This is a genomic window from Flavobacterium columnare (assembly GCF_014844295.1).
In the GTDB taxonomy this organism is placed as follows: domain Bacteria; phylum Bacteroidota; class Bacteroidia; order Flavobacteriales; family Flavobacteriaceae; genus Flavobacterium; species Flavobacterium columnare.
Genome location: NZ_CP054494.1, coordinates 384,255 through 410,778 on the forward strand (window position 1 = coordinate 384,255; position 26,524 = coordinate 410,778).

General features: G+C 30.9%; 27 protein-coding genes. 13 read left to right on the plus strand and 14 right to left on the minus strand.

Annotated features, from left to right (window positions below; all coding sequences use genetic code 11):
- Positions 1-52: 52 nt before the first annotated feature.
- The 5 genes from cobC to HUE53_RS01830 are packed head-to-tail and all read right to left on the minus strand — an operon-like array spanning position 53 to position 3,618.
- Complete coding sequence (gene cobC, locus HUE53_RS01810) at positions 53-583, minus strand: alpha-ribazole phosphatase (protein ID WP_014165116.1); 531 nt, start codon at positions 581-583, stop codon at positions 53-55.
- The gene (locus tag HUE53_RS01815; RefSeq protein ID WP_014165117.1) at positions 568-1,368 is read right to left on the minus strand and encodes an adenosylcobinamide-GDP ribazoletransferase; all 801 of its coding nucleotides are present in this window, start codon (positions 1,366-1,368) and stop codon (positions 568-570) included. Before HUE53_RS01815 ends, cobC begins: the two co-directional genes overlap by 16 nt.
- 35 nt (positions 1,369-1,403) lie before the next feature.
- Complete coding sequence (cobT, locus tag HUE53_RS01820) at positions 1,404-2,411, minus strand: nicotinate-nucleotide--dimethylbenzimidazole phosphoribosyltransferase (protein WP_065213175.1); 1,008 nt, start codon at positions 2,409-2,411, stop codon at positions 1,404-1,406.
- An 11-nt stretch (positions 2,412-2,422) separates the two neighbouring features.
- On the minus strand, positions 2,423-3,067 hold the full coding sequence (locus HUE53_RS01825; protein WP_077225936.1) for a Dph6-related ATP pyrophosphatase: 645 nt from the start codon (positions 3,065-3,067) through the stop codon (positions 2,423-2,425).
- Between the two features lie 44 nt (positions 3,068-3,111).
- Positions 3,112-3,618: a bifunctional adenosylcobinamide kinase/adenosylcobinamide-phosphate guanylyltransferase gene (locus HUE53_RS01830; protein WP_014165120.1), complete on the minus strand. Its 507-nt coding sequence runs from the start codon at positions 3,616-3,618 to the stop codon at positions 3,112-3,114.
- A 120-nt stretch (positions 3,619-3,738) separates the two neighbouring features.
- On the opposite strand from HUE53_RS01830, the gene HUE53_RS01835 reads away from it, so the two are divergent.
- The 4 genes from HUE53_RS01835 to HUE53_RS01850 all read left to right on the plus strand — a co-directional run bounded on the left by HUE53_RS01835 (position 3,739) and on the right by HUE53_RS01850 (position 7,287).
- Positions 3,739-4,248, plus strand: a complete 510-nt coding sequence (locus HUE53_RS01835; RefSeq protein ID WP_014165121.1) for a mechanosensitive ion channel domain-containing protein — start codon at positions 3,739-3,741, stop codon at positions 4,246-4,248.
- 101 nt (positions 4,249-4,349) lie between these two features.
- Positions 4,350-5,489, plus strand: a complete 1,140-nt coding sequence (locus tag HUE53_RS01840) for an ABC transporter substrate-binding protein (protein WP_014165122.1) — start codon at positions 4,350-4,352, stop codon at positions 5,487-5,489.
- A gap of 5 nt (positions 5,490-5,494) precedes the next feature.
- Positions 5,495-6,505 (plus strand): iron ABC transporter permease, encoded by a 1,011-nt coding sequence (locus tag HUE53_RS01845; RefSeq protein WP_014165123.1) that lies wholly within the window; start codon positions 5,495-5,497, stop codon positions 6,503-6,505.
- Positions 6,505-7,287 (plus strand): ABC transporter ATP-binding protein, encoded by a 783-nt coding sequence (locus tag HUE53_RS01850; protein ID WP_041253377.1) that lies wholly within the window; start codon positions 6,505-6,507, stop codon positions 7,285-7,287. Before HUE53_RS01845 ends, HUE53_RS01850 begins: the two co-directional genes overlap by 1 nt.
- Before the next feature lie 6 nt (positions 7,288-7,293).
- Here the strand turns inward: HUE53_RS01850 and HUE53_RS01855 are convergent, their stop codons facing one another.
- The 3 genes from HUE53_RS01855 to HUE53_RS01865 all read right to left on the minus strand — a co-directional run bounded on the left by HUE53_RS01855 (position 7,294) and on the right by HUE53_RS01865 (position 9,633).
- Positions 7,294-8,247 carry an acyltransferase family protein gene (locus tag HUE53_RS01855; protein ID WP_192188662.1) on the minus strand — a complete coding sequence of 318 codons (954 nt, stop codon included), beginning with the start codon at positions 8,245-8,247 and terminating at the stop codon, positions 7,294-7,296.
- 76 nt (positions 8,248-8,323) lie between these two features.
- The gene (locus tag HUE53_RS01860) at positions 8,324-8,890 is read right to left on the minus strand and encodes a pseudouridine synthase (RefSeq protein ID WP_014165126.1); all 567 of its coding nucleotides are present in this window, start codon (positions 8,888-8,890) and stop codon (positions 8,324-8,326) included.
- A 32-nt stretch (positions 8,891-8,922) separates the two neighbouring features.
- Positions 8,923-9,633, minus strand: a complete 711-nt coding sequence (locus HUE53_RS01865) for a superantigen-like protein SSL4 (protein WP_014165127.1) — start codon at positions 9,631-9,633, stop codon at positions 8,923-8,925.
- Between the two features lie 458 nt (positions 9,634-10,091).
- Between HUE53_RS01865 and HUE53_RS01870 the strand changes: the two genes are divergently transcribed.
- From HUE53_RS01870 to HUE53_RS01890, 5 genes are read left to right on the plus strand one after another with little or no spacing between them, the layout of a single operon-like run.
- Positions 10,092-11,600 carry a reverse transcriptase domain-containing protein gene (locus HUE53_RS01870; protein ID WP_192188663.1) on the plus strand — a complete coding sequence of 503 codons (1,509 nt, stop codon included), beginning with the start codon at positions 10,092-10,094 and terminating at the stop codon, positions 11,598-11,600.
- Between the two features lie 23 nt (positions 11,601-11,623).
- Complete coding sequence (gene rmuC, locus HUE53_RS01875) at positions 11,624-12,994, plus strand: DNA recombination protein RmuC (protein WP_138424699.1); 1,371 nt, start codon at positions 11,624-11,626, stop codon at positions 12,992-12,994.
- A 7-nt stretch (positions 12,995-13,001) separates the two neighbouring features.
- Positions 13,002-13,370, plus strand: coding sequence for a 6-phosphogluconate dehydrogenase (locus HUE53_RS01880; RefSeq protein ID WP_192188664.1), 369 nt, complete (start codon positions 13,002-13,004; stop codon positions 13,368-13,370).
- A gap of 38 nt (positions 13,371-13,408) precedes the next feature.
- Positions 13,409-14,527, plus strand: a complete 1,119-nt coding sequence (locus tag HUE53_RS01885) for an esterase-like activity of phytase family protein (protein ID WP_014165132.1) — start codon at positions 13,409-13,411, stop codon at positions 14,525-14,527.
- Between the two features lie 20 nt (positions 14,528-14,547).
- On the plus strand, positions 14,548-15,096 hold the full coding sequence (locus HUE53_RS01890; protein ID WP_014165133.1) for an acyl-CoA thioesterase: 549 nt from the start codon (positions 14,548-14,550) through the stop codon (positions 15,094-15,096).
- Between the two features lie 141 nt (positions 15,097-15,237).
- Here the strand turns inward: HUE53_RS01890 and HUE53_RS01895 are convergent, their stop codons facing one another.
- Positions 15,238-16,086 (minus strand): DUF5777 family beta-barrel protein, encoded by an 849-nt coding sequence (locus HUE53_RS01895; RefSeq protein ID WP_014165134.1) that lies wholly within the window; start codon positions 16,084-16,086, stop codon positions 15,238-15,240.
- Between the two features lie 100 nt (positions 16,087-16,186).
- On the opposite strand from HUE53_RS01895, the gene HUE53_RS01900 reads away from it, so the two are divergent.
- Together HUE53_RS01900 and HUE53_RS01905 are read left to right on the plus strand one after the other, a co-directional pair.
- On the plus strand, positions 16,187-16,525 hold the full coding sequence (locus HUE53_RS01900; protein ID WP_014165135.1) for a hypothetical protein: 339 nt from the start codon (positions 16,187-16,189) through the stop codon (positions 16,523-16,525).
- 99 nt (positions 16,526-16,624) lie between these two features.
- Positions 16,625-17,167, plus strand: coding sequence for a YceI family protein (locus tag HUE53_RS01905; RefSeq protein ID WP_014165136.1), 543 nt, complete (start codon positions 16,625-16,627; stop codon positions 17,165-17,167).
- Positions 17,168-17,190: 23 nt separating this feature from the next.
- Here the strand turns inward: HUE53_RS01905 and HUE53_RS01910 are convergent, their stop codons facing one another.
- Complete coding sequence (locus HUE53_RS01910; RefSeq protein ID WP_014165137.1) at positions 17,191-18,174, minus strand: ion channel; 984 nt, start codon at positions 18,172-18,174, stop codon at positions 17,191-17,193.
- 23 nt (positions 18,175-18,197) lie between these two features.
- Between HUE53_RS01910 and nhaA the strand changes: the two genes are divergently transcribed.
- Entirely contained in the window at positions 18,198-19,340 is a 1,143-nt protein-coding gene (nhaA, locus tag HUE53_RS01915; protein ID WP_192188665.1) for a Na+/H+ antiporter NhaA, read from the plus strand.
- 704 nt (positions 19,341-20,044) lie between these two features.
- Here nhaA and HUE53_RS01920 read toward each other — a convergent pair.
- The gene (locus tag HUE53_RS01920) at positions 20,045-20,485 is read right to left on the minus strand and encodes a hypothetical protein (protein ID WP_014165139.1); all 441 of its coding nucleotides are present in this window, start codon (positions 20,483-20,485) and stop codon (positions 20,045-20,047) included.
- An 89-nt stretch (positions 20,486-20,574) separates the two neighbouring features.
- Between HUE53_RS01920 and HUE53_RS01925 the strand changes: the two genes are divergently transcribed.
- Complete coding sequence (locus HUE53_RS01925) at positions 20,575-21,261, plus strand: Crp/Fnr family transcriptional regulator (RefSeq protein ID WP_014165140.1); 687 nt, start codon at positions 20,575-20,577, stop codon at positions 21,259-21,261.
- Positions 21,262-21,271: 10 nt separating this feature from the next.
- On the opposite strand, the gene HUE53_RS01930 is transcribed toward HUE53_RS01925, so the two are convergent.
- The 3 genes from HUE53_RS01930 to rpmH all read right to left on the minus strand — a co-directional run bounded on the left by HUE53_RS01930 (position 21,272) and on the right by rpmH (position 26,445).
- The gene (locus HUE53_RS01930) at positions 21,272-23,089 is read right to left on the minus strand and encodes a chloride channel protein (protein ID WP_065213170.1); all 1,818 of its coding nucleotides are present in this window, start codon (positions 23,087-23,089) and stop codon (positions 21,272-21,274) included.
- A 187-nt stretch (positions 23,090-23,276) separates the two neighbouring features.
- On the minus strand, positions 23,277-26,132 hold the full coding sequence (carB, locus tag HUE53_RS01935; RefSeq protein WP_065213169.1) for a carbamoyl-phosphate synthase large subunit: 2,856 nt from the start codon (positions 26,130-26,132) through the stop codon (positions 23,277-23,279).
- A gap of 151 nt (positions 26,133-26,283) precedes the next feature.
- Positions 26,284-26,445, minus strand: a complete 162-nt coding sequence (rpmH, locus tag HUE53_RS01940; RefSeq protein ID WP_014165143.1) for a 50S ribosomal protein L34 — start codon at positions 26,443-26,445, stop codon at positions 26,284-26,286.
- Between the last annotated feature and the right edge of the window lie 79 nt (positions 26,446-26,524).

The window sequence follows — 26,524 nt, forward strand, 5'->3', positions numbered from 1 at the left end:
AATTAGTTAGGAGTAAAACATTCTTTTCTGAAAAAAGATTAGATTCTTTATTTCATTTAATTGAAAGCCTTTTTACTTCTCCAAAATCTACTTTGTAAGTAAAAGCATCTTTAAGAGGTTGTTTTTCTAGGTAACATATTAAACTTCTTATAACACCTGCATGAGTAAAAATAACTAATGGTTTCTCTAATGTCATTTTTTGTATTGTTTCCCAAAATTCAACTACTCTTTCGTATAAAACTTGAAAAGACTCTCCCATAGGAACTGGAATGTTTACAAAATCTTCCATCCAAGGATTTAATTCTTCCTCTGGTATTGCATCCCATTTTTGTAATTCCCATTTTCCAAAATTCATTTCCTTTAATCGGTTGTCTACCGTTATCTCTTGTTTTGAAAAACAATATTCAGCCAATTCTACACAACGTGTCAAAGGACTAGTATATACGAATGCTTTTACTGGTAATTGTTTTTTTATCTCTTGAAATTGTTTTAAAAAATTAGGTACTAAGTTTACATTGCTCTGTCCATAACAAACTCCTTTGGGACAAATGGTTTCGGTATGGCGTACTAAATAAATTTGCATAGTGTTAGAAAAGATAAAAGGGTTACTACTTCGCTAATCTGTTCTAAAGCTCCTAAACAATCGCCTGTGTATCCTCCAATCCATTTGGTAAAATACCGTCCCATATACAAACGTGTGAGGAGCAAAGCGGGTAATACCACCAAATAATATGGATTGTAAATACAAGCCATACAAGCCAATGGTGTTAATCCAAAGAAAAGGACTCCTATTACTTCATATTTACTAAAACCTTTGGTTATAGGTTTACTTTTACTTAATTCATCTTCTCTTACATACGGTAACGTAAAGGAAAGTGAAATGGCATTTGCTCTGCTTATACTATGGTAGGTAATAAATAAAAAGCTTGCATAAGCATATTGGTTCCAAGAAGGATTAGGGATTCTGTTCATTATTTCAAAAAGGAGTAAAAACTTGACTAGTAATAAAAGTACAACTCCTATAGCTCCATAAGCTCCTATAGCGCTGTCTTTCATAATTTTTACTATTTTTTCTTTTGTCCAACCTCCTCCAAACCCATCGCAAACGTCCGCAAATCCATCTTCGTGAAAGGCTCCTGTAATCAGCACGCCTGCTACCATGGAAAAAACAGTGGCTATTAACAATGAAAAAAGATAATGAGCTCCTAAAAATACTAAATAAGATAGACTTCCTACTAACCACCCTACTAACGGAAAATAACGTGTTGCTTTATTTAAATAACTAGGATCATGATGAATATGTTTTGGACACGGAATACGTGTATAGAACATTAACGCTGTAAAAAAGATGTCTAGTTGTTTTTTCATTTTTTTATGAACCTTAGGTTATGAAAATAGCCTCTTTAAAGGCTTTCACTAACGCCTGCTTCTTCAAAACTTGCCATTTGATTTAAAAAATTAACGGCTCCTTGTATGATTGGAAAAGCAAGGGCTATTCCTGTACCTTCTCCTAGTCGTAATCCTAAATCTAGCAATGGTTTTCCTTTTAAATAGTGCAACAAGTTTTTATGTGCTTTTTCTTGTGAACAATGACAGAATATGGCGTTTTTTAGGATTTTTGATTCATAAGTATACGCTACTAAAAAGGCTACTGAACTAATAAATCCGTCTACTAGAATTAACATATTGTTTTCAAAGGCTTGAAGCATTCCTCCTGCCATTTGATAAATTTCAAATCCACCAAAATGGGCTAATTTTTCATCTATCATGGAGGATCCTTTGTAATTTTGTAAAGCTGTTTTTAAAATAGTTGTTTTTCTATCTAATGCGTCATTAACTACTCCTGTCCCACTCCCTACACAATCTTGAATTGGAATTTCTGTTAAAATACTCATTAATACAGCAGAAGTGGCTGTGTTTCCAATACCCATTTCTCCAAAGCCAACGCAATTAGAGCCTTTTGTGTGTATTTCTTGTACAATTTGTCTTCCTTTTTGTAAACATTCTTTAAACTGCTCTACTGACATGGCAGCTTGCTCTAAAAATGATTGAGTTCCTTTTGCTACTTTTTGATGTATTATGGGTAATGAATTATCAAAATCAAAATTTACTCCTGCATCAATTACTTCTAATGTCAATCCATTTTGTTTTGAAAACACATTAATTGCTGCCCCACCGTTTACAAAATTCAAAACCATTTGAGGGGTTACTTCAGCTGGATAAGCACTTACGCCTTCTCTTGCTATACCATGATCTGCTGCAAAGACTAAAATATGTGGATTTCGTATTTCAGGTGTAAGTGTATTAAAAACTTGCCCTATCTGCAAAGCTATACTTTCTAATTGACCTAAAGCTCCTAAAGGTTTGGTTTTAAAATCAATCTTATGTTGTAATTTTTCTGTTAAACTCATCACTTCTTATGTTATTTTTCCCAAACTAAAAAACAATAGTCTTGGTAAATTTCTTTTTTATAATTAGGTAATACAATAGGATTATCAAATAACGGGCAGTTAATTACTACTGTGTGAAACTCTCCATTTTCACCACATGGATCTATATTTAATTGAATTAATTTTTGAATGATTTCCTTTGTTAAAATTTCTCCTAAAAATTCTACTCCCATAGTAGTATTACAGGAAACAATCATACAAACAATATTTTGTTCTATCATTTGTTTTACCAATTCTAAACGATCTTGTTGCCAGAGAGGTAAAATGGCATTTAATTTGGCTTCTTGGCATACTTTTTCTTCCCATTCTTTATGAGGTGCTAAATCAATATCTCCAAAAATAACGTGTTCTACTTCATAGTTTTTTTTTAATTGATGAAGTGTTTCTATGTATTTTTTTTCATAATCGCCCCAAGTGGTTGGTATTCCTATGAATGGTATTTTTAACTGATTGGCTTGCTGCTCTAAAATAAGTTGTGTTAATCCGTGCGAACGGGATACTTTTCCGTTTTCATTCATCATATTTAAAAGCACTGTCGGTTGATATCCTGATTTTATGGCTTTTATTGTTGCGTAACAGCTGTCTTTACCTCCACTCCAAGAAAGAATTGCTTTCATTATTTCGTATGAGTTTTTATTCTATAATTTATAAACGATAAACGCTACTTAATTTCTACAGGAATTCCTGAAATCATCAAAATTACTTTATTTGCTTTTTGAGCTAGATATTGATTCATCCAACCTTGTAATTCGGTAAATTTTCTTCCTATTTCGGTCTGAGCATGAACTCCCATACCAATTTCATTTGTAATAATAATAATATTTGTATCTTCTTGAAGTAGTATTTTTTCAATTTCTGATTTTGCTAATTCTAGTGATTTTTCAATATCATTTTGGGTATCCACAAAAAAATTAGTCAACCACAAGGTTACGCAGTCAATCATGGTTACTTTTTTAGAAAAATTGAAATTGCTTATGTATTTTTCTTCTTCAACATTCGTCCATCGGTGGTCACGATCTTTTTGATGTCTATCTATTCTTTTCTGAAAATCACCGTCCCATTTACGAGCAGTAGCCATATACACGGGATTAGACGATAACTCTAACGCTAAATCTTGGGCATACGCGCTTTTACCTGAACGTTCGCCACCTGTTATAAGATACAACATACACTCTGTTTTTTGGCTGTAAAGATATTTAAAACTTTATCTTTGCTTACAGAATACTAAAAAAACATTATAACTTACTTTTGTTTTCTTACTAAAGTACGTTATTTAATATATATAATTATGGGTACTTATAAAATTCAGATTTTAGAAACAATAGCCGCTCTAGTCATATATATATTTCTTTTTTTCTTTACTAAAAACATAATTAACAATACATTAAAAAGGACCTATATTGAAAGAACAAGGAGAAAAATATCTATTAAGGCATTACATCTTCTAATAACCATTGTGTTTTTTGTTTTAATTTCCGGAATTTGGGGACTGGAACAAAATGAAATAGCCCTCTTTGCTAGTAGTATCCTAACTGCCTTGGGAGTTGCTTTTTTTGCTCAATGGTCTTTATTGTCAAACATAACATCAAGTTTAATACTTTTTTTTAATCATCCTCTTAAATTAGGTGATACCATAAGAATACTTGATAAAGACTTTCCTTTAGAAGGTGAAATTATTGAGCTTACCTATTTTTTTGTTCATTTAAAAACTGCTGATGGGCAAACTATTACAATTCCTAATTCTTTGATTTTACAAAAATCAATTTCAATAATAGAGAAGCCTGATACTACTTCTTAAAAACATATTTAGAATTATACAATTGATTAATACTTCTTTTTAAGGCAAAATATATTTTATCTTTGTCAATCATTTAAAAATTTAATTTTTCATATACTGTTATGATAAAACTATTGCGATATACTTTTTTTGCTTTGCTTTGTTCTCTTGCTATACAATGCAAAAAAAATGAAATCACACGTATTGTTACCCCTCAAAAAAACAATATTCTAACAGATGCCACTGCTTTTACCTTACATGAATACGAAAATTATTCTGTCATAACAGTTACAACTCCATGGCCTAATGCTCAAAAACCGTTTACTTATGTTCTTACCAAAAGCAATAAGAACATCCCTGATAGCTTGAAACAGTATCTTCAAATACAAGTCCCTCTTAAGAACCTTGTAGTAACCTCTACTACTAATATTCCTTTTTTAGAAATTTTAGGCGTAGAAAACAAGTTGGTGGGTTTTCCTCATACTGACTATATTTCGTCTGATAAAACTCGAAAATTAATTGATTCTGGAAGAATAAAAAACTTGGGAGAAAATGAAAAAATTAATATCGAACAATTAATTAATCTAGCTCCAAACGCATTGGTTGCTTTTGGAGTGGATGGAAATAACCCAACCTTAAACGCTATTGAAAAAGCAGGAATCCCCGTTCTAATTCAAGCGGATTGGATGGAGCAAACACCTCTAGGAAAAGCTGAATGGATTAAGTTTTTTGGTGCTTTAGTAGGAAAAGAAAAAGAAGCTAAAAACTATTTTGATCTAGTTAAAAAAAACTATTTAAATGCACTAGAAATTGTAAAAACGGTTCAACAAAAACCTACTATTCTTTATGGTACAATGTATCAGGATCAGTGGTATATGCCTAAAGGTGATAGTTGGAAAAGCACCTATATACAAGATGCGGGGGGCAACTATCTTTGGAAAGATGTAAAAGGTACAGGAAGTATCCCTCTGACTTTTGAACAGGTTTTTGAAAAAGGACAAAATGCTTTGATCTGGATTGCAACGGGAGATATTACAAGTTGGAACGAATTTGGAAAATCAAATATTCATTACTCTCAATTTAAAGCGTATCAAAATAAGAAGGTATATACTTTTGAAGGGAAAAAAGGGAAAAAAGGAGGTACTCTTTTCTTTGAATTTTCGCCTAGTCAACCCGATAAAGTACTGAAAGATTACATAAAAATTATACATCCTGAATTATTGCCTAATTATCCATTTACATTTGTAACGCCCATACAATAAAAGTCTTGAAAAACAAAAAACTCTTTTTTGGTTTTATTCTCTTAAGCGTAATTCTTTTTATTTTAGACTTATGTTTAGGTTCTGTTAGAATCCCTATACAGGATACTTTTCAGGTTTTAATAGGCAACAATGCTTCTAAAACTACTTGGCAGTATATTATTTTAAATTTCAGACTTCCTAAAGCTCTAATAGCGGTAGCCGTGGGTGTAGCATTGCCTATATGCGGATTACTCATGCAAACTCTTTTTAGAAATCCATTAGCGGGTCCTTATATTTTAGGATTAAGTTCAGGTTCCAGCTTAATGGTTGCTTTCGTGATCATGGGAAGTAATTTTTTACCCCCTCTACTTGTTCCTCTTTTTACATCGTCTTACGGAATTGTCTTTGCCTCTATCATGGGGTCTCTGATTGTTTTGATAGCAGTCCTTTTAACGGCTCAAAAAATAAAAAACACTATGTCTATCTTGGTTATTGGATTGATGTTTAGTCATTTTACAAGTTCTATTATCAATATTTTAAGTTATTTTTCATCAGCTGAACAGTTACAAAAATTTTCTATTTGGTCTATGGGAAATTTAGGTAGTGTGCGTTGGGAAAATATTTATTTTATTTTTATCGTTTGCGGCATTACGCTACTTTATACGATCCGTCTTCTTAAAAATTTAGACGCTCTTTTGTTGGGAGAAAATTATGCTAAAAGTCTAGGTGTTCCTTATAAAAAAACTTTACATCAAATTATTTTAATAACGAGTGTACTTACTGGCATACTCACGGCTTTTGTGGGACCTATAGCTTTTATAGGGTTTGCAATTCCTCATCTTGCAAAAATTATTTTCCAAGGCAGCCAACATCTTCACCTATTTATAACCACCTTATTAACAGGAATTTGCATTATGCTTCTTTGTGATATTGTTTCTCAGGGTTTTGAGGTAGCTATTCCTATAAATGCTGTTACCTCTATTATAGGTGCTCCTATAGTAGTATGGCTTTTGGTAAAAAAACGTACTCTAAATTAATGAAAAATCCAATCATTTTACAAACCAAACACCTTAGTATTGGCTATACATTTAAAAAAAATCCAATTTGTATAGCTCAGAATTTAAATTTAAATTTTGAAGCGGGAAAATTAATTACCCTTATAGGTGCTAACGGAATAGGGAAATCAACTCTTTTAAAAACGCTAACAGCTATTCAATCTCCTCTTTCGGGTGAAGTTATCTTAAACTCTTTAGACATTCAAAAATACACGACTATTGAATTAGCAAAAAACTTAGCAGTTGTTCTTACTGAAAAACTCCCTTCTAGTAATCTAACCGTTTATGAATTAGTTGCTTTAGGTCGTCAACCCTATACCAATTGGATTGGAACGCTTACACAAGAAGATCGTCTGAAAATAAAGGAAGCTTTAATTCTAACAGAAATAACAGCTATCCAAAACAAGAAACATTACGAAATAAGTGATGGTCAGTTGCAAAAAACATTAATAGCAAGGGCTTTAGCTCAAAACACCCCTTTGATTATTTTAGATGAACCTACCACACATTTAGACTTACATCATAAGGTTGCTGTTTTTAAGTTGCTAAAAAAGTTAGCTCACGAAACCCAAAAGTGTATCTTATTTTCTACTCATGATATTGATTTGGCCCTTCAGTTAAGCGATGAAATGGTTGTTATGACTCCTGATTTTGTTGTACAAGATCAACCTTGTGTACTAATTGAAAAAGGTGTTTTTAATTCTTTATTTGAGGATGAAGACATTCTATTTGATAACGAAAAGAGAAAATTTATATTTAAATAATCCCAATTAAAAAAAATAGGTCAATTTCTTATTTATTTGATCCATTAACCACCAAAGTATAAGTGTTAAAAAACAAATAATAGGATATTTTAATAGCCAATCATAAAATCCTTGTTCGGGCAATAATTCATTTATCATTCTTATAGCATACGGATGACACAAATAAATTCCTAAAGAAAGTGTAGCTGGTATTGTTTTTTGAATGAACGATTGGTGGGATTCATTTATCCAATAAAAAGTCAACATACTTAATAAAGGAAGCGTTAAAAGAAAATCCATTGCTTTAACCTTATATTTATAATACATTCCTACTTCTATTAATAATATAATCCATAATGGGATAAATAGCCATTTGAATTGGGGTATCTCATCTTTCCATTTATCATACATAGTCCCAATCATCATCATAGGTAAAGCAAAAAATAAATAGTTACGTGTTGTTCCTATTATTTCATACAAAAACATAAGATCTAAACGATTTGATTGAATTCCTATTTGAAAACTGTAACCCAATATGAGTAGAAACAGTATTAACTTCGTTTTTATCGCAGTACTTAAATTTCGTAAAAGATATAACAAACCTACCGCTATAGTTGTGGCTAATAAATACCATAAATGCCAATAACCGTAAATAAGTTTTAAAATCATATCTGATTTAGAAAACCAACCTAAATTATAAAATCGGATTAAGTCAGGTAAATAAATGAATTGCCAAACCACATATAACAATAAAATTCGCTTGGTATACTTCCACAAATAAGGTTTATCATTTAATTTATTTCGCAAAAAATAACCTGAAATTAAAAAGAATGTAGGTACAGCAATTCGAGTTATACCACTGGCAATTTCATAGGAAATTAGTCCTTCTATCCCTGTTACTTTAGAAACAGGAAAAATATGTAACGCAATGACTAAAAAAGCCATTATTATTTTCAGTACATCAAGATTATTATTGCGCATTTTTATATCTAAAATAATTGTAATACAAAGACCAAACTAAGTTTTTAGATCGTAATTTAGTTTAAAAAAATGATATTTAAAATTCATTTACTTCAATTACTTCTCCTGCTTTCAACCCCTTCAAATTAACATTTCCAACTCTCACACGGACTAATCGCAAAGTAGGGAATCCAACTGCGGCCGTCATTTTACGTACCTGACGAAATTTTCCTTCGGTAAGTGTAATAGATAGCCAACTAGTAGGACCGTGGCGTTCGTGGCGTATGCGTCGGCCTTCGCCAATGAAATCAGGTAATGTTTCTAGGATTCTTGCTTCACAAGATTTGGTAGTATAACGAACACCCTTTACTCCTATTTCTACTCCGTTTTTCAGTTTTTCAATAGCTTGGGGAGTTACAACCCCATCCACTTGGGCAAAATATTCTTTTTCGATGGTTTTACTTCGTACAATTTCGCTCATCATTCCGTCTGTGGTGAGCAATAACAATCCTTCAGAATCTTCATCTAACCTTCCTATTGCCATCGTACCTTCAGGAAAATCAAATAATTCGCCTAGCTTTTTCTTATTTCGCTTTTTCTCGTAAATAAATTGGCTTAAATAGCCGTGGGGTTTATGTAGTATAAAATGACGGTGAGTTTCCATAATGCAAAATTTAATTTTATAGATTAAAAAATTTATTTTACTTCCTCATTACCTCCATCTATGAACTTTGTATCTTTTACAAAAAACTCTTTTGGCAAATAATGCTCACTAAATTTTTGCTGATAATGATTAAACCACATCACTTTAAACATTGTATTAGAAACTTTTCTCTTTATCTTTTTTTCTCCATTAGAATAGAATAAATCCTTGCTTATTTCTTCTTTTATACCTGACAAAACAAAATCAGGAGTTTGAAATGAAATATTTGAAATTTTCTCATTATTGTTTTCATATGATTTTCGATGTTCTAATTTTTTTGTTTTAAATTGAACTACTTCACCATAATTATAATCTGCTAAATCATAACTTTTAACTTCATCAATTAATTTTGAATCAATATTTTCGTTAGTTTTTTTATCCTTTCTGTAATATTTTAAATCATTATATTTTTTCAATAAATCACTATAAATAATGACTTCAACAAATTCACTTTTATTGGCATTAAAATAGACACAAGTAAATTTTATCAACCCTGAAATTTTACACCCCAATTCTTCACTGTGTGTTTTTTTCTTTTCTTCATCTTCATAAAAAATTTCTTTCACCAACATTAAGGGTGATGTTTGAGCAGGAAACTCAATTATTTTATGATACTCTCTGAATAAGGCATGGGATTTAATTGCAACGATATCTCCTATCTTAAAATCTTGGTTTTCTTCACTATTGTTTTGACTAGCTTTCATTTATTTGATTTTTATAAAAGTAAAAATAACTATTTTTACAAAAGTAAAGTAAGGAAGTTCTTTAGTTATTGAAATAAAACATTTGTTGAACTATTGTGTTTCAAAAGAAACCACTTAATCAAACCTCTTTTGAGGGTTAATAAATATGTAGATTAAGAGAAGTGTAATTGATTGATTGAATACCTCTCCCAATATTGGGTTCAGTATTAAATCAATTAGGTCTGTACAAATTTCGGGAAAGTTTGCTTTCTCTAGTATTAGTCTCCAAACTAATAGATTTGTTACAGTCGCAAGTAATTCTAAAGGATTTAATGTAATCATAATTTCTAATGGATTATTCATTGACGTAAAATGACAACGGGAGTCGAGAACTCGGCTAATGGTTCAGTTTCATTGAAATGTTACGTTTTATTTTTTAAAATCCGTGCGAGAACTTCTTTACTACTTTTAAACAAACTATGATTAAAACTAAAGATTGGTTTAAAGACAGAGGATATCCTCATTTTTCTAATAAAACTCCATTATCAATTAAAAAAGATATCGAGAGTTATGTTTCTAATCCTGAAAAAGTTGCACATCATTCATTCTTACCTTTGATCTTCAAAGAAATTAAACAAAGGAGATATAAACTTTCAGATTTTAATGGAATAAAAAGACATTCTCATAAAAAAATAGATAAAAAAGGAAATATTGTTTCAAACACTAAAATCAGAGAAATTCTTTATGCTTCACATATTGATGCTCATATATATTCCTACTATACTCAAAAAATTATTAGTCCAAAATATGAAGAATATCTAAAAAAGAACATTGAACTATCTAATTCAATATCAGCATATAGACAAATAATAACTGAAGATGGATTAAAATTTAAAAACAATGTTCATTTTGCAAAAGACATTTTCGATGAAATCAAGAAAAGAGAAAATTGTGTTGTCTTAGCTTTTGATGTAGAAAACTTCTTTCCTACACTAAATCATAAAAAATTAAAATTAATTTGGGCTAAAATTTTAGGTTGTAAAGCATTACCAAAAGATCATTACAATATTTTTAAATCTGCTACAAAATTTGCATATGTTAAACTAAATGATTTAAAAATCAAGAAAAAATATTTCGACGAGAAAAAGTTAGCTCAACTAAAAAAAGAAGGAAAACATACTTTTTTTAATAATATCAAAGAACTAATTGATTCTGATATAATTATTCATAAAAATCAGAAACATAAAAAAGGTAAAATCATTGGAATTCCACAAGGATTACCTATAAGTGCTCTTTTAGCTAATATTTATATGCTCCCTTTTGACGAAGCAATTGTAAATGAACTTACAGTTAAAAAAAATGTCTTTTACAGACGATATTCTGATGATATTATTGTAATCTGTAAAGAAAGTGAGGTTGATACAGTTGAAAATTTTGTATTAAATAAGATAAAGGAAATTGACTTAATTATTTCAAAAGAAAAAACAGAAAAAACTTCATTCAAAAAAGAGAATGAGAAATTACAGTCATTTCAAATAAAGGGTGATAAATTAATAAAAGATATACCTCTTAACTATTTAGGTTTCGAATTTTATGGTTATAAAATATTAGTCAAATCTAAAAACTTAGCAAGTTTTTACCGAGAAATGAAACAAACTATAAAAAGAAAATCAAAAAGAATTGAAAAACTAAAAGAGAAGAAACTTTTAGATGAATCTCCTATTTTTAAAAGGAAAATCTACAGACTCTATAGTTACAAAGGAGTAAAATCAAGATTGTTGCCAGCTAAAAAAAGTGAGTTTAAAAATGGTCGATTAGTAGTTAAACCTTTTTGTCGTAAATTTAGAGGTAATTATATTAAATATATTTATAATGCTTCAAACGAAATGAACGCTCCTGAGATAAAAAAGCAAATAAAAAATCATTGGAAAATCCTTCAAACTACATTAAAAAAATATAATTTTTCAAATATTAAAAATGAATTATAAATTTACAACAAAAAAACAAAACCATGTCAGACACACTTATTGTACTAGCCACATTCATCATTGCCTTAGGAATAGGAATCTTCTTAGGGAAAGTCATCTTTTCGGCTTCGGCTAAAACTACAACTGCCACTTTTGAAGAAAAAATCAACGGTTTGTTTGCACAAAATGAACAACTAAAAATCCAAATACAATCCGAAAAAAGCACTTGGGAAAAACAATTATCGCAACTTAATCAAGAAAAAGATACTATTCGGAACGAAAAAGAAGCCCTTGCGATTCAGCTCTCCAAAAAGGAAGTTGATTTTGATAATTTACTCGAACGAAATAGAGAACAAAAACAAGAAGTAGCACAACTGCAAGAAAAATTTACCAAAGAGTTTGAAAACCTTGCTAACAAGATATTAGAGGAAAAATCAACCAAGTTTACTGAACAAAACAAAGAAAACATAAAAAATCTCCTTTCGCCATTACACGACAAAATCCAAAACTTTGAGAAAAAAGTGGAAGACACTCACAAAGAGAGTATTGATTATCACGCTGCATTACGCCAACAAATTATAGGTTTGCGCGAAATGAACGCACAAATGAGTAAAGAAACCCTCAATTTGACCAAAGCATTAAAAGGCGATAGTAAAATGCAAGGGAATTGGGGTGAACTAGTGCTAGAACGCGTACTTGAAAAATCGGGTTTAGAAAAAGGGCGCGAGTACGAAGTCCAACAAAGTTTTACTAACGACGAAGGGCAACGCTTGCAGCCCGATGTGGTCATCAATCTACCTGATGGTAAAAAAATGATCGTCGATTCTAAAGTAACGCTTACTGCTTATGAACGTTTTATAAACGAAGAAGATGAAACTCTAAAAGAGCAATACCTAAAAGAACACGTCCTTTCTTTAAAGCGTCATGTAGATCAACTGGGCGAAAAAAACTATCATGATTTATATAAAATAGAAAGCCCTGATTTTGTGCTACTTTTTGTTCCTATAGAACCCGCGTTTGCCATTGCTTTACAGGAAGATGCCACTCTTTACAACAAAGCTTTTGAGAAAAATATTGTAATTGTTACACCATCAACCCTTTTGGCTACACTAAGAACTATTGACAGTATGTGGGCTAACCAAAAGCAACAGGAAAACGCTTATGAAATTGCCCGTCAAGCGGGAGCTTTATATGATAAGTTTGAAGGATTTGTTCAGGATCTTATCAAAATTGGAAAACGTATGGATGAAGCTAAAAATGAGTATTCAGGAGCTATGAATAAATTAGTTGAAGGCAAAGGGAATTTAATTACCAGCGTTGAAAAACTCAAAAAAATGGGAGCTAAAGCTAAAAAATCACTTCCTGAAGCCATTATTAATCGAGCAGAACAAAATGAAAATAACTTAATAAACTAATAATTGTATGTCAAAAAAAATTCTTTTACTCAGCCTTGGTACTTTTGCTCTTTGTTTTGCTTTGTACTTTACTCTTTTGTACTATGCTACTTATAGCGAAGGCACTCGTACCGGAGAATTAATTAAATTCAGCAAAAAAGGTTATATCTTTAAAACGTGGGAAGGCGAATTAAGTCAAGGCCTTTCAGGAAACAAAATTTTTGCTTTTTCGCTATTGGATAGTGAAAACAGCACCATTCAAAAATTAAAAAATCTAGAGGGACGTTATGTAAAAGTAACTTATATAGAACGTTATAAAACATTTCCTTGGTGGGGAGACACCACTTATTTCGTAACCGATGTAAAAGAGGAAAAATCTCCTATATTTAACCGATAGTTTTCATACTATAAAACTAATTTACAGGCAGGAATGATATGTTATTTTTTAAAAAACACATAATTCTATTCTTTCTTCTTTTCTTTTTTATATGCTGTCATAAAACTGAAATAGAAGAAATTAATCAGACAACTAAGGTAAACGACATAACTAATTCATCAAGTATAAAATTAAATTTTTTAGATGATTTTATTTTCCCTTCAAATCAATATTTTCAAAATTTATTAATTGGTGGTTTATCTGGTATAGATTATGATTTTGAGAAAGATCGTTACTATATTGTTTCTGACGATCCTAATACCCCTCGTTACTATATTGCCAATATAGTAACTAAAAATAACACTATTAGTAAAACTGTTTTTACTGACATGATTCTTTTTGATACAAAAGAAAATTTTTATTCTTCTCGGTTTTTAGACTTAGAGAGTATCGTTTTTACAAACAATCAAATAACGTTATCATCAGAAGGAAGCATTTATGGCAATCAAAAACCAAGTATTTTTAATTCCGATGAAAAAGGACATTTTTTATCCGATTTTTCTATCCCTCCTATTTTTTTCCAAGAAACTAGGCATAATGGTTCTTTTGAATCCTTGACAAAAAGTGTAGATAAACAAGGTATATGGAGTGCAAACGAATTACCTCTTAAAACAGATGGATCAGAACCAGATTATAAAACAACAGATTCTCCTGTTCGATTTACTTTTTATGATTTTAATACAAAACAAGCTACAAAAGAATTTGTTTATGAATTATCTCCTCTTACCAAACCTAGAACAGGAAGCGGAGACATAAATGGTGTATCTGATATTTTAGAATACAAAAAAGATCATTTTTTAGTAATAGAAAGAGCCTTTCAAAATGAAAATATTGTAAAAATATTTGAAGCTTCTATTCATTCAAACACTACAAATTCATTAAACATAAAAAGCTTAAAATCAAAAAAGTATGTCCCTATGAAAAAGGAATTGGTTTTGGATTTTAGTAACATAAAAAAATATCTAAAACAGTCTAAAATAGATAATATTGAAGGTATCTGTTTTGGAAAAAATTTACCCAATGGAAATAGAACAATTTTGGTTATATCAGATGATAATTTTCAACAATTTGGCCCACAACTCAATCAATTTATTTTATTTGAATTAATTGAAAAATGATTTTAAGATAACTTTATATAATGAATACCCTCTTTAAAACCGTAAATGACTCTAGAATAGTTATTTCAGAACTCATGTTACCATCACACACTAACTTTAGTGGTAAAATACACGGCGGCTATATTTTATCTTTATTAGATCAAATTGCTTTTGCCTGCGCTTCTAAATTTTCAGGACATTATTGTGTAACTGCATCAGTAGATACTGTAGATTTTTTAGCTCCAATAGAGGTCGGCGAATTAGTAACTCTTAAAGCTTCTGTAAATTATGTAGGTAAAACGTCTATGATTGTAGGGATACGAGTAGAAGCTGAAAATATACAAACAGGCTTTGTTAAACATTGCAATTCATCTTATTTCACTATGGTTGCAAAAGATAAAACAGGGCAATCAACACCTGTTCCAGGTCTTATTCTTAGTAATTTTGAAGATGTTAGGCGCTTTTATAATTGTATCAAAACAATCTCTAATAGAAAAGAAAAGCAACAACACGAAGATCATTTTAATTATAAAAGCCCTGAAGCTCTAGCTCATCTATCAGAATACAACGTAGAGGTTGATTTGAAATAAGTAAAAGAAACTTTTCTAAAAAGTAATATTTAAAAGATTTAATTTTGTTACTACTTTAGTAGTCTAGTAGGAAGAAGAATCAAACAAAATTAGACAAAACAATATCAGACTTTTAGAAAAGTTTCTTTCTTTACAATAATATTAAAACACTCTTACTAAATTAAATCCAAAGCTAATTTCTCCTTTTGCCCAATTACCAGCTGTTCTACCTAGATAACCTGTATCGTGCATAGCATTCGCATTGGTAAAAAACATTTGAAATATGTGTCCCCCTGTTTCTAAATCTACTCCAACTGAAAGAGGATCTCTAAAATTTGAATTTTTAATTCTATTCAAGTGTGCTGCATAATCTACATTTAAAGAAAATCGTTTACTTAACTTATAACGACCTCCCATACCTACTGCAAATTGTGCGTTTTTTTGCTCGGGATTAAGAACTACATTTTCATAAAAAAAAGTAGGAGCTAACTGTAATGTTAGTTGATCGTTGAATTTTCTTGACACTAATACTTGCGAATTATAAGAAAGTCGATGTTTAAATTCTAATAAGGGATAAGCTTCTTTTTTCATAGCCGAATTAATCGCCAAAGCATTATATCCTACTATTGTAAAAGGAAATCCTTCTTTCTTTTGGCTTATAATTTTATATTTTATTCCCGCATCATAAGTCTTAGCAAAAGTGCTTCTTGAAAAATGCAACGTGACATCATCTGTTAACCCATAAACCATTTTTAGTTGAGTAGTAGCTCCATCTAACCCAAAAAAGTTTTCAAACCCTGAGTTCAAAAAACCAAAACGGTGAGAAACAATAAAATATAAATCTCCTTTTGATGCCAATTTTGTTGACTCTAAATTTACAATCTTTAAAGATTTAAATGCTGATTCAACGACTTGTGAGTCGTTATTTTCTACTCCCTTTAACAAATCATCTTGTGCCTGCAGATTATTACTTAACACAATAGAAAATCCTAATAAAATTTTTTTTAACATACTTTTTAGTTTTTTAACATCTAAACATCAAATAAATAAATTATTTTTGCCATCATTTGTATAGACAAATATATAAATTTAATAACTAAAATCACTTATTATGAAAAAAACATTTCTGTTTTTAAGCTTTTTAACAATCAGTTTGGCAAGTTGTTCTAAAGACAATGAACCTTCTATTTCAGGTCCTACCACGACTACGACTACTCCTACTGGAGCTAAATTAACTTATGAAGCAAACGCTAAGGCTATTTTCACAAATAACTGTATAGGTTGCCACCCTACTTTTGCTTCATACAGTGGTGTAAAAACAAACATTAATAACATCTTAGATAGAATACAAAGAGATGGCGCTGGAGTTATGCCTCGTTCAGGAAAAATGCCTCAAGTTAACATTGATATCATAAAACAGTGGCAAGCTGATGGCTTATTAGAAAAATAATTTTTTTTAAAGTAGCTAAAGAAGCACACTTCCCCCTAAAGTGTGCTTGCAAAAAAGTTAATTAATGATTCAATACTATTAAAACTATACAAATAAGTTATGAAAAAACTATTTTACTCCTTGATTTTACTTATCAATTTACACTCTTGGTCTCAAGAAAAAAGTATAGCAAAAAACGGAGTTATAACATTTGAGGCATCTGTTGCCACTTTTGAAGAAATAAAGGCTACAAGTTCCTCTGCTGTATGTGTTTTAAATTCTAAAACAGGAGATATGGCCTCGGTCATAAATATTAAAACTTTTAAGTTTAAAAACAGCTTAATGCAAGAGCATTTTAATGAAAACTATATGGAAAGCGACAAATTTCCTAAAGCTATTTTTAAAGGAAAAATAGAGAATTACAATACTTATAATTTTGATAACCAAACAAAAGTTCAAATAAATGGTACTTTTGAAATTCACGGAAAATCAAAAAATATGACGGTACCTGCCTTATTAAAAAAAGAAGGAAACAACTACATTCTTATAGCTAACTTTATTTTAAAGCCAGAAGAATTTAATATTGAAATACCTAGTGTTGTTGGCTATAAGATTGCAAAATCAATAGAAGTATCTACTACTTTTAAACTATTAGGTCAATAAAACCTTATTCATTTCTTTTTTAGTTATATCTCAACATTTTCAAATTGATTTAATCGGTCTATATGTAAAATAGTTGAGGTAAAACTATTATTATGTTCGTACATAGGTTTAAATTTAGCTCCGTATACTATTTCATCAAACGTATAAGAAGTTCTCTTTACTACATTATTGCTAAACATATCATCAAAAGCTTTCAAAAAGATAATCACTTCTCCTTTTTTTGATTTAAAATCTTTTTCAGAAAAGCCATAAAGAGGGCTGTTTTCATTAATGATATGCACTAGAGTCCAACTAAGTGTTAAAACGTTTACATGATCATATTCAAGTTCTAATGGATAAAATTTGTTAACCCATTTTCCTTTTTCCTCTACTTTCAGACCTAATGTTATTTTTGCTACGGCATCTGTTAACGTTGTATTTTTAAAAGGTGCAACTCTCATCATCAGCGCCACACCTCCTTGAAAAGGAGTAATTAGTGCATTATGAGAAAATTTTAAATAAGCTTGAGGTTTACTAAATCTACCGTATAACAAACCCGTTGCTAATGCAAAAGCTAATAACCCCATTAGAGCTTCAATAGAAGCTACAGCGCTTGTCAAAAAACCTTCAGGATTAATATGTCCATACCCTACTGTTGTAAAAGTTTGTGCACTAAAAAAGTAAGCTTTTCCAAATTTTTCTAATTCGTTGATAGCTGTAATGCCATTCAGATGTTCTACTCCTATTATATAGTATATAGAGGCAAACAGAAAATTAATCATTACAAACACTGCTAATATTACCAGATGAAATTTCCAAATGGGTAATTGCAAAAGAGTATGAAACCAACTAATTTGATCAAATAACGGAATTCCTGTTTTAATGACATTTGCTGATCCATCTTTACTAACAAAACGTCCTCCATAATTTTCAGGATTTGAACCAAATCCCGTGTGTTCATCTGTTGTTAACCTTCTTGTTTTCCTTCCAAACACTGCCATCCCTTTTTTTTTTCGTAAATTTACCATATATTTTATTAAAAACATTAACTGTGAGATTAACTAAATTATTCCAATCGTTTTTTGAGAGCGAAAAAGCCAGTGGCATTATCTTAATATTCTGTACTATCTTTTCTATAGCCATAACAAATTCAGTTTTTGGAGAAAGTTATTCCCATTTATGGCATATTAAAGTTGGTAGCTTTTCAATAGAGCATATTATTAATGATGGTTTGATGACTATTTTTTTTCTAATGATCGGTTTAGAATTAGAACGCGAAATTTATATCGGAGAATTATCGAAAATTAAAAATGCGCTACTTCCTATTTTAGGTGCTTTAGGAGGAATGCTTATCCCCGCTGGACTTTATTTCCTTTCTAATCAAAATACACCTTATACAAATGGAATAGGAATTCCTATGGCAACAGACATTGCTTTTGCTATTGGTATTTTATCTTTATTAGGTAATCGTGTCCCTGTTTCACTGAAAATTTTTCTAACTGCTCTAGCTGTTATCGATGATTTAGGAGCTATCATCGTTATTGCCTTGTTTTATTCTACGGATATGAATTGGATGAATTTAGGCATAGCTATGGGAATATTTAGCATACTATTAGTAATGAATCAAATGAAGTTTTATAAACTTTGGCCTTATTTAATCTTAGGAGTTATAATGTGGTATTTTATGCTACATTCCGGAGTTCATGCTACCATTACAGGTGTTTTATTAGCCTTTGCCATTCCTTTTGAAAACGGAACAGAAAACACCATTTCTTACAAATTAGAACACGCATTACACAAACCTGTTGCATTCATTATTCTCCCTATTTTTGCTTTAGCCAACACGGCTATCGTTCTTTCATTTGATAGTAATGAAGGCTTATTACCTAGCTATGGATTGGGAATTATTTTGGGTTTGGTTGTAGGAAAACCATTAGGAATTACGTTTTTTTCTTGGTTATCTGTAAAACTAAAATGGGCAAAACTCCCAAAAGATCTCAATTGGAGTACAATTTTTGGAGCTGGTATATTAGGCGGAATAGGATTTACCATGTCTATTTTCATAGATCTATTAGCTTTTACAGATGCTATTATAATCAACAACTCCAAGTTGTATATTATCATTGGCTCTTTACTAGCAGGAATCACGGGTTTATTCTACTTAAAAGGTGTTTTAAAAGAAAAAAAATCATAGAAGAAATAGGGTGGGTTTGTTCCATTTCCATAAAACTCAAAAACACGTAGCTCTTTTGGTTTTAAGATTTCTTATTTTGTTATTACAAACCCAGATTTCGTTTAAGAAATTCATTACAAATAAAAATGATTTTGAATCTAAAAAAAAGGAGTATTTTTTAGATTCAATGTGGTAAAACTACAGCTTCGGAAAAAAAGTCCGTACATTTTTATCTTCTTTGCTCTTTTCCTCTTCATCGCAAAGTCTAGGTAAAGATCTTCTATCTCCAATTACATAGAGTATTCTTGCTAAAAACCGAAATATACTTGACAAAAAAAGATTCTTTTTTCTTATTTATCTACTATAAAAATTTCTTTTTTGACACAAATCAGTGATATATCACTAATTGAGAGTCCTAATTTCAAATTAAGAAGAGTAAAAAAAGGAAAAGGTTCAAGTAAATCTGTACTTGAACCTTTTTAAATTAAAATTAACTAATAAATATAATCTGTGATCAGACTATTCTCTTCTTACTTTTTCTGCATTTAATACTATAAAAAATGGAAGGTTTTCCAGATTAGCTACTACATGAGTAACTAATAAAATCAATCACAAGAACAAAACATTTTTTGTATAGAACCCAAACTTATAAATTGTAACAGGAAAACCTAACCCATTTAATATTCAAAAAATTATAAAAACAGAAATAAAAGCTTTTTGTACTATTAATTATCATGCAACATTTTAAAATCCTTCAAAATAGTTTCATAGGCTAAAATTGCATTTATAATATTATTTTTATCAGCAAAGGGCGTAATTGACTTCTGACAACTTTCCGTCTCTGAAACAAAATACTTAATAACTTCATGCTGTCTGTCTAAAAATTTACCATGCGTTGAATTTTCAGGGATCCCTATATCCTGCATAGATATGCCTGCTTTATTTGTCAAGGCAATAAAAGGAATTCGATGAATTAAAACTCGAATACGTTCTAAATATAAATCTACTAATCCTCCTTTTTGCATTTCCTCCAATTCCTTTTTTTCGTGAAATTTGGTAACACGTGCTGTTGGATCAATTATACTTTTTGAAACATTTTTATTTTGTGCACTTATATCATTAAAAAATGTTAAAACAAAAAAAGCTAAAGTTAAAATCTTCTTCATTTTATTAATACTTTTACATACTACAAAAATAAACAAGCTTTATTTTAGGAAAGTTGACCGTCGTCAATGTTTTAAAAAAACTATTTTTAATGAGCTTTGAAATAACAAAATACACCTTTAGAAGTCATGAGCTTCTTAAAAATGTAAAATCAAAATTTTTACAAGAACTAGAAGCCAATAAATCAATTGAAAACTACTCCAAAGGAAATATCCTTTATGAAGAAGGTACAGAAGCTAAAGCTGTATATAGATTAATAAAAGGGAAGGTAAAAATAGAACAACTCAACCAAGATGGCAAAACAAGAATTGTATACATTTTTGTAGAAGGAGAATTTTTTGGATTTAGGCCATTATTGAGTAGCGAAAAACACCCCGTAACTGCCATTCTATTAGAAGATAGTCAAGTAGAAGTTTACGAAGGAAATAAATTTATTGAAATCACTAAAAAATCACCTAATTTATCATTTAACTTAGTTCAAATTTTAAGTTTTGAATTCAATGTTTGGATAAATCTAATCTCCTCTCTTTCTCATAAATCCGCAAAAGAAAAAATTGCTTTAATTTTGCTCATTTTAGATGAAAAGTATAGGACAGAAAAGGAAGAATATGAAATATCTATGACAAAATCAGACATAGCTAAATATTCTGAAACTTCTGAAGAAACAGTCGTTAGAGTAATTAGTTTCTTTGAATCAGAAGGTATTTTAATTAATAATAGCAGAACTATAAAAATAGTAAACATTAAATTGCTTTCGATTCTTTCAGAAGGTTTTTAATGGAATACATCTAATTGATCAATAAATTTTTAAACGTCAACCTATAATTTTCTAGAATTTTAACTTTGTCTAAAACTCCATAAAATTTATTATTCTTGACGACAATAAGACTCATTATTTCCTTTGTATCAAATTTATTCATTATCTCATCAAGATCATCATGAACATCAACCACTAAAAAAGATTTTGACATGACCTCTTCTATTTTTGTAAATCTAACTTGAAAGGGATTAAATAAACGCTTTTTTATTGCATCATAGTATACTACGCCTATAACATCTTGCTCCTTAGTGAGCACAGGAAAAATAGTTTGTTCGCTATCAAATATGATGGCTATAATTTTATCCAACAAATCTTCTGGACATACTGTTTGAATATTAACGTCTATTAATTTTGCCACTTCTATGCTTTGTAAAATATTTTTATCTTTATTACTTGTAAACACATCGCCTGAGCCAGCTAATGCTTTTACATCCATAGAATACTCTTCAAAACGTTTAGAAACGGCATAACTTACAGAGGAAACAATCATTAGTGGAATCATTAAGTCATAACCTCCTGTAATTTCACCAATCAAGAAAATAGCCGTGAGGGGAGCATGAAACAGTCCACTAAGTATACCTGCCATTCCCACTATCGTAAAATTTGTTACAGGTAATTGAGAAATTCCTAATATATTGATTGTTTTAGCTACTACAAATCCTAAATAGGATCCTACAAATAAAGAAGGCGCAAAATTCCCTCCGTTTCCTCCACTTCCTAAAGTAATTCCTGTGGCTATAGATTTTACAAAAACAATAACTCCTACAAAAAAAATCAAAACCCATTTTTCATCTTTAACAGATTCTAATAAGGTGTTTTCTAAAAGCACTTCGGGATGAGAAGTCGACAAGATTTTAATACTTTCATATCCCTCCCCAAATAAGGTAGGGAAAAAGAAAATTAAGATTGCTAAAATCAATGCTCCAAAAATAGCTTTCGCATATATTCTTTCTGAAAAATGATTAAAAAAATGTTCTACCCTTCTAAAGGTTCGAGCATGGTAAACAGACACCAACCCAGCCAACACTCCCAATAAAACATAAAAAAATGTGTTTGAAAAATTAAATACTTGTACTTTTTGAAAGCTCAAAATGACCTCACCACTAATTACTATCTTACTAACTAAAGCTCCTGTTGCTGCCGAAATCATTATAGGAATGAATGCAGAGATAGATATATCAGCCAGTATAACCTCTATAGTAAAAAGAACGCCTGCAATTGGCGCATTAAATGCCGCACCAATCCCCGCTGCTACTCCACATGCCAGCAATAATATTCTATTCTTTTTAGACAAGGAATAATTTTGCGCGTAATTAGACCCAAATGCAGCCCCTGTAATAACAATTGGACTTTCTAATCCTGCTGATCCTCCCAAACCAACAGTTAGGGAACTGGTCATGATTTGAGCATACATTTGTTTTCGGGGTACTATCCCTCCTTTTTTAGCAATAGAATGTAAAATTTTTGCACTTCCTTTTTCTATACTTCCTCCCAAAAATCGTCTAATTACAAAAACTGTTAAGATCAAACCTATAATGGGCAACATACTATTAGGATATGGCAATCTGAGGTATTTATTAAGTAGATTAGCCCAAATAAACACTTTGTGTGCAAAGGTTTTAAGAAAGATTACGGCAAAAGAAACTGAAATTGCAATTGCTACACTGGATAGATATAAAAAATTGCGTTCAGAAAGCATTTCTTTTGCTTTAAAAAAGAAATACTCCAAACGAGCAAAAATAGTTCTAAAAAAAAGTTGGATCTTGGCTGAAACTCTCCTTGGCATAATTTAATTTATAGTATGCCAAATATAGATAATAATAAACAAATCATTCTATAAAAAAGAGGGTGTCTAAAAAGTAGTGGCTTAACATCTAATTTATCACTTCGACAACAGGAGAAGTCAAATTGTCAGCCTATTTGATTTCTCCCTTTGGTCGAAACGACATTTTTAGAGCACTCTCTTAAGCGTATTATTTTGTTAAATACATTTTTCTTCTAGAGTACAATTCGTAAAATTGATCATCTTTTAAATCATCAATAAACAAGATACTTTCTCCTGTTGATTTCATTTCGGGTCCTAATGCTTTATTTACACCTGGGAATTTATTGAATGAAAATACAGGTTGTTTGATAGCAAAACCGTTTAATTCTGGAGTAAATGTAAAATCTGTTACTTTTTTATCTCCTAACATGACTTTAGTAGCATAGTTTACATAAGGTTCACCATAAGCTTTTGCTATAAAAGGTACGGTACGCGATGCTCTTGGATTAGCTTCTATAATATAAACGGTATCGTCTTTTATGGCAAACTGAATATTTATCAAACCTACTGTTTTTAATGCTTTTGCAATTTTTTCGGTATGATCTTTTATTTGTTGCATTACAAACTCTCCTAAGTTAAAAGGAGGTAAAGTTGCATTGCTATCTCCTGAATGTACTCCACAAGGCTCAATGTGCTCCATGATTCCTATTATGTACACATTTCCGTCAGCATCGCAAATAGCATCTGCCTCTGCTTCTATAGCCCCATCTAAATAATGGTCTAACAACAATTTATTATTTGGAATATGTTTTAAGATTTCAATAACGTGTTCTTCTAGTTCTTGTTTATTGATTACAATCTTCATCCCTTGTCCTCCTAATACATACGAAGGACGTACTAATAATGGAAAATCTAATTCATCTGCTAATTTGACTGCTTCTTCAGCATTTTCAGCTACTCCAAACCTAGGAAATGGAATCTTTAATTCTGTTAATAATTCCGAAAAACGCCCTCTGTCTTCTGCCAAGTCTAAAGCATCAAAACTTGTTCCTATAATTTTAATGCCGTATTTACTTAATTTTTCAGCTAATTTTAGGGCTGTTTGTCCTCCTAATTGAACAATTACTCCTTCAGGTTTTTCGTGACGAATAATATCATAAATATGTTCCCAAAAAACTGGTTCAAAATACAGCTTATCGGCTGTATCAAAATCAGTAGAAACCGTTTCAGGATTGCAATTAATCATGATGGTTTCATAGCCACATTCTTTAGCTGCTAAAACACCATGCACACAAGAATAATCAAATTCAATTCCTTGTCCAATTCGGTTAGGTCCTGAACCTAAGACTACCACTTTCTTTTTATCTGTAACGATACTTTCATTAGATACATATCTAGTTCCGTCCGCTTTTTCAATTTCTGCTTCAAAAGTAGAATAGTAGTAGGGTGTTTGTGCTTTAAATTCAGCTGCACATGTATCTACCAACTTGTACACACGCTGAACATTCATTTCTTCTCTTAGTGTATGTACTTGACTTTCTAAACAACCTAACATGTGTGCTATTTGGCGATCACCGTATCCTTTTTGTTTTGCTTCAAGCAATAGTTCTTTTGGCAAAGTATCTAATTGGTATTTAGAAATTTCTTTTTCTAATAAATACAACCCTTCATATTCTTTCAAGAACCACATATCTATTTTTGTGATTTCATGAATTCTTGATAATGGAATCCCCATAGCTATTGCATCATATATAACAAATACACGATCCCAACTTGCATGAGTGAGTTTTTCTATAATTTGTTCATAATTTTTATATCCTTTGCCATCTGCTCCTAAACCATTACGTTTAATTTCTAAGGATTGCGTGGCTTTGTGTAATGCTTCCTGAAAAGAACGCCCAATTCCCATTACCTCCCCAACGGATTTCATCTGCAAGCCTAATGTTCTGTCAGAGCCTTCAAATTTATCGAAATTCCAACGAGGAATTTTTACAATGACATAATCTAACGTAGGTTCAAATAGAGCGGAAGTTGATTTTGTAATTTGGTTTTGCAATTCATCTAACGTATAGCCTAGGGCTAATTTAGTAGCTATTTTGGCAATTGGATACCCTGTAGCTTTTGAAGCTAATGCTGATGAGCGTGATACTCGTGGGTTGATTTCAATGGCTACGATATCTTCTTTATCATCTGGAGAAACTGCAAATTGCACATTACACCCTCCTGCAAAGTTGCCAATGCTACGCATCATGTGCATAGCCATATCGCGCATTTTCTGGAAAGTTGTATCTGATAGGGTCATAGCTGGTGCTACTGTAATACTATCTCCTGTATGAATACCCATTGGATCCATATTTTCAATGGTACAAATAATGACAACGTTATCGTTTTTATCGCGCAACAATTCTAATTCGTACTCTTTCCATCCTAAAAGCGCTTTATCAATTAGCACTTCATGTATAGGTGAAGCCTCTAAACCACGGGTTAATAAGGCATCAAAATCTTCTTTTTTATGTACGAAAGCAGCTCCTGTTCCTCCTAATGTAAATGAAGGACGAATTACTAATGGGAAACCAAATTCTTGTGCGATTTCTTTTCCTTTTAAAAAAGAATTAGCTGTCTTAGCAGGCGCTTGTGGAATTCCTATTTTATTTAAGAGTTCTTTAAATTTATCTCGATCTTCTGTGATATTGATAGCATTCACATCAACCCCAATCAATTTTACACCAAAATCTTCCCAAATTCCTTTATCTTCTGCTTCTAGGCACAAATTTAAAGCCGTTTGTCCTCCCATAGTTGGAAGTACTGCATTAATTTGTGGATGGGCTTTAAGGATTTCAATAATTGATTTTGTAGTTAATGGCTTTAGATAAACATGATCTGCCATAGAAGGATCCGTCATAATAGTTGCAGGATTCGAATTGATTAAGATCACTTCAATTCCTTCTTCTCTTAATGAACGAGCAGACTGAGAACCTGAATAATCAAATTCACAAGCTTGACCAATAATAATAGGTCCTGATCCAATAATTAAAACCGATTTAATAGAATTGTCTTTAGGCATTGTGTGTGTTGTTTGTGCTGTTAGTCAGTAGTATTCGTGTATTAATTTTTTATTTTTATGGGGATCTGAAAAAAGCATTTCAGAATTAAAATTTTAAAAAAAAGGCGTTACCAATAAAAGTAACGCCTTTGTATAGATTGTTAAACAATCATTATTTTTTGTGTCTTGGTTCAGAAGAAACGGTTAACTTATGTCTTCCTTTAGCACGACGACGAGCAAGAACTTTTCTTCCGTTTACAGAAGCCATTCTTTCCATAAATCCGTGTTTATTTCTTCTTTTTCTTTTCGATGGTTGAAATGTTCTCTTACTCATAGCTTTTTATCTTTAAAATCCTGTATATTTATCTAGTTATTTGGTTTTCTCAAAACCGAGTGCAAATATACAACCATTT